Origin of the sequence: Rhodococcus sp. ENV425, assembly GCF_002887785.1 — a bacterium.
GTDB classification, from domain to species: domain Bacteria; phylum Actinomycetota; class Actinomycetes; order Mycobacteriales; family Mycobacteriaceae; genus Rhodococcus; species Rhodococcus aetherivorans.
The window spans coordinates 68,344-72,395 of the sequence record NZ_PCZU01000090.1 but is presented as its reverse complement, the minus strand read 5'-3'; the positions used below and the strand labels follow the sequence as shown (position 1 = coordinate 72,395).

At 72.4% G+C, this 4,052-nt stretch carries 4 protein-coding genes; all 4 read right to left on the bottom strand.

The features are described from left to right. Window positions 1-326: 326 nt before the first annotated feature. The gene (locus tag CQZ88_RS07555) at window positions 327-1,115 is read right to left on the bottom strand and encodes an SDR family NAD(P)-dependent oxidoreductase (protein ID WP_072636130.1); all 789 of its coding nucleotides are present in this window, start codon (window positions 1,113-1,115) and stop codon (window positions 327-329) included. 13 nt (window positions 1,116-1,128) lie between these two features. After that, window positions 1,129-1,779, bottom strand: a complete 651-nt coding sequence (locus CQZ88_RS07550) for a PaaI family thioesterase (RefSeq protein ID WP_006935148.1) — start codon at window positions 1,777-1,779, stop codon at window positions 1,129-1,131. After that, a complete protein-coding gene (locus tag CQZ88_RS07545; protein ID WP_050035870.1) occupies window positions 1,776-2,648 on the bottom strand; it encodes a MaoC/PaaZ C-terminal domain-containing protein in 873 nt (290 codons plus the stop codon). Before CQZ88_RS07545 ends, CQZ88_RS07550 begins: the two co-directional genes overlap by 4 nt. A 61-nt stretch (window positions 2,649-2,709) precedes the next feature. Next, window positions 2,710-4,052 (bottom strand): acyl-CoA dehydrogenase family protein (locus CQZ88_RS30610; protein ID WP_258008497.1); only part of this gene is annotated, 1,343 nt, incomplete at its 5' end.

The following is a 4,052-nucleotide window of genomic DNA, read 5'->3' as shown; positions in this document are numbered from 1 at the left end:
CCCAGCGCGGTGCCGACGAGCGCGGTGCCGGGCCCGCGCACCGCGCGCACCGATCGTGGATCCGCTCCTCGAACGGGCCCATTACCCGGCCGCACCGCACGCACCTGCTCGGCCTCATCGCCGCCCACGCCTCCCGCCACTCACCGACTCGTGTCCGCTCCATCCTCGTCGGCGTCGGTCACGGTTCGGTCGCGGGGGGAGGTCGACGCTGTGGTCGCGCCCGGATTCGAGGCCCGCGTCCCGTCGAACAGGTGCGGTGGACGGAACCGGACACCGACACACGTCGCGACAGTTGTCGATGTCCGGGACCGTTGTCGGCGAGGGGCTCAGTCCACCTGCGGCGCCCACTGGACACCGTTGATGTGGGCGCCGCCGTCGACGAACAGCGTGTTGCCCGTCACGTAGCGGGAGGCGTCGCCGGCGAGGAACACCGCGACGGACCCGATGTCCTCGACCGGATCGCCGATCCGGCCCATCGGGTTGGCCGCCGCCGACGCGGCCGCCATCTGCGGGTTGGCCTCGGCCACCCGCCGGAACGCCTCGCTCTGCGCGCCCGGGCAGATCACGTTGCAGCAGATCTGCTTCGGCGCCCATTCCCGCGCGGCGGTGCGGGTGAGGGTGCGCAGCGCCTCCTTGGCGGCGTTGTACTGCACGGAGTACATGTGCGCGTTGACGCCGTTGAGGGAGCACAGGTTGATCACCCGGCCGGTGCCGCGACGCTCGAGTTCGGGCAGGGCGCGCCGCATCGCCCAGAACGCGGCCATCACCGCCATGTCGAAGCCGCCGCGCAGCTGCTCGTCGGTCATGTTCTCGAACCGGGCGTAACCGGAGCTGCGCCACGCGTTGTTGACGAGGATGTCGAGGCGGCCGAACCGCTCGACCGCGGCGTCGACCATCGCGTGGACCTGGCCCTTGTCGGTGATGTCGGTGCGCTGGAAGTGGGCGCGCACGCCCCACTCGTCCCGCAGCCACCGGGCCGTGCCGGCGCCGGCCGTCTCGTCGATCTCGGCGACGACGACGTCCGCGCCCTCCCGCGCGAACGCCGCGGCGATGCCCCGGCCGATGCCCATGCCGGCGCCGGTGACCAGCGCGACCCGGCCTTCGAGTGCTCCCATCGGTGTTCTCCTCCTAGCGGGGCCGCGGCACCGTCCTGTCGACGAACAGCCCCTCCACCGAGACACACAGCTGCCCGTCGGCCGTCGCGATGCTGCCGACGGTGCGGATCTTGCGGCCGTCGACGGAGACGAGCCGGCCGGTGACGACGAGCGGCTCGAACAACGGCGTCGGCCGGTGGTAGTTCGTGACGAGGTTCGCCGTCATGCCGGACTTGCCGCCCCAGGCGTTGGCGACGCCGAGCACGTGGTCGAGGATCAGCGCGGACACGCCGCCGTGCACGCACCCGGGCGGGCCCTGGTACGGCAGCGTGAGCGTGACGGTGCCCTGTACCGAGCCGTCCTCGAGGCCCTCGAGGACCAGGGGCGGCGCGATCGCGTTCTCGGGGCCGGTGACCGGGTCGTGCCGGGTGACACCCTCGCCGTTCCACATGTCGATCAGCCGCTCGGCGACGGCGGGTGCGTGCTCCTCGAGGTGGTCGGCGATGCTGTCGAGTTCCTCGGCGACGCGGTCGAGGTTGGCGTTGCCCCGGTCGGTGCGCAGCATGGCGTCGACCACGCGCCGCGCAGCGGCGGTGGCCCGGTCGACGGGTGCGTCCTGCGGCGCCGACGTCAGCACCGTGCGGTGCGCGTGGGTGGCGGCGGTGGGATGGGTGCCGGTCTTCACGAGCGGACCTCCATCGTGGCGTGGGTGAGGACGGGGGCGCCGTCGCGCTCCGGGCAGGTGGCGAGCAGCGTCAGCCGGTCGCCGTCGCGCCAGACGGCGGTCTCGAGGGTCTCGCCCGGGAACAGGGAGCCGGCGAACCGCACCGAGAAGTCCCGCACCGGGGTGGGATCGCCGTCGAGGATGCCGTCGACGACGGCCTTGCACACGATGCCGTACGACGCGAGGCCGTGCAGGATCGGCCGGTCGAAGCCGGCGGCCCGCGCGAACGCCGGATCGGCGTGCAGCGGGTTCATGTCGCCGCTGAGCCGGTACAGCAGCGCCTGCCGCGGGCTCGTCGGGGAGACGAGGACCGCGTCCGCCTCCCGATCCGGAATCGACTGGGCCGCTTCCGGTCCGGGCTCACCGCCGAAGCCGCCCTCGCCCCGGGCCCAGATCTGCATGCCGGTGGTCCACAGCGGGGCGCCCTCGGGGGTGGCGGCGGACTGCTCCAGCACGATGACCGCGGCCTTGCCCTTGTCCCACACGTGCGCCACCCGCGACGAGATGTGCGCCGTGCCGGAGGTGGGGATCGGTGCGTGCACCTGCAGCGACTGCCCGCCGTGCAGGATCCGGCGCAGGTCGATGTCGATGCCGGGCAGGTTCATTCCGGCCGGCTTCAGCGCGCCGGCCGAGATCCCCTGACCGGCGACCATTGCGAACGTCGGGAGCACGCGCAGGTTCTTCTCGTACACCCAGCTCAGCTCGGCCGGGTCGAGTCCGTCGCCCCCGGCGCCGAGACCGAGGTGGTAGAGCATGACGTCGCGGTCGGTCCAGATCGCTTCGCGCACCGTCGGTTCGGCGGACAGGGCGACGTTCGGGTCGATGGGCACGGTCAGTTCTCCTCTTCGTCCGTGGAACCGGCGCCTCGTTGCGTCGATGTCATCGCCGTGCTCACTTTCCGGGTTCGGGGTCGCGGGGCAGGCCGAGCAGCCGCTCGCCGATGATGTTGAGCTGAACGTTGGTGGTGCCGCCGGCGATCGACATGCACTGCGAGTTGAGGAACATCTGCGTCGCCGACCGGCGGTGCTGCCCGCCGAGCAGGGCGCGCGGCCCGGCCCAGTCCATCGCGACCTCCCACACCTGCTGGATGTGCTCGACGCCGAGCAGCTTCGCGACCGAGGACTCGGCTCCCGGCTGGGCCCCGGCGAGGGACCGCAGCGTGGTGCGCAGGCCCATCAGACCGCCGGTCTGGGCGTCGCACAGCACCTTTCCGAGCGTGGTGGCCTGCTCGTCGTCGAGGCCGCCGGGCAGTCCGGCCGCCAGCTCGAGGAGGGCCTCACCCCCGGAGCCGAGGGACGAGTCGTGCGAGAGGGAGACGCGTTCGTTGGCGAGGGTGGTGCGGGCGAGCTTCCAGCCGTCGCCGGGCTCGCCGACGAGGCAGTCGTCGGGGACGAACACGTTGTCGATGAAGATCTCGTTGAACAGGGCCTCGCCGGTGATCTCGCGCAGCGGGCGGATGTCGAGCCCCTCGCTGCTGCGCATGTCGACGAGGAAGTACGACAGGCCCTTGTGCTTGGGCACCGAGGCGTCGGTGCGGGCGAGGCAGATGCCCCAGTGGGCATCGCGCGCCATCGAGGTCCACACCTTCTGGCCCTGCAGCACCCATCCGCCGTCGACCTTGGTGGCTTTGGTGGTGAGCGACGCGAGGTCGGAGCCGGCGCCGGGCTCGGAGAACAGCTGGCACCAGACGATCTCGCCCCGAAGGGACGGCGGCACGAACCGTCGCTGCTGCTCGGGGCTGCCGTGCGCGATGAGGGTCGGCACCACCCAGTTGCCGATGATCATGTCGTGCGGCGTCAGGTTCGCCGCGCGCAGCTCCTCGGCGATCACCAGCTGGGTGACGGCGTCGGCGCCCTTGCCCCAGGGTGCGGGCAGATGCGGTGCGGTGTATCCCTTCTCCGCGAGATACCGCGTGCGTTCGCCGCCGCCGAGGTCGACGGCCGGGGCGAGTTCGTCACGCACCCCGGTGCGGATCTGCTCCGCCTCCGGCGGCAGGTCGATGCCGAGGACGCGGCGGGCGCCGCGGCGGGTGAGATCGGTGACGCGCCGGCGCCAGGACGCGGTGGAGCCCAGCAGGATTCGCAGCGACTGTGCGCGACGCAGATACAGGTGCGCGTCGTGCTCCCACGTGTAGCCGATGCCGCCGAGGATCTGGATGCAGTCCTTGGCCACGGCGAAGGCGGCCTCGGGGGCGGTGGCGCCGGCGACGGCGGCCGCGAGGGACGCCTCGTCGG

Bases quoted from the DNA above. Each gene is read 5' to 3' on its own strand.
- CQZ88_RS07555 (WP_072636130.1), bottom strand. From the start codon at position 1,115: ATGGGAGCACTCGAAGGCCGGGTCGCGCTGGTCACCGGCGCCGGCATG.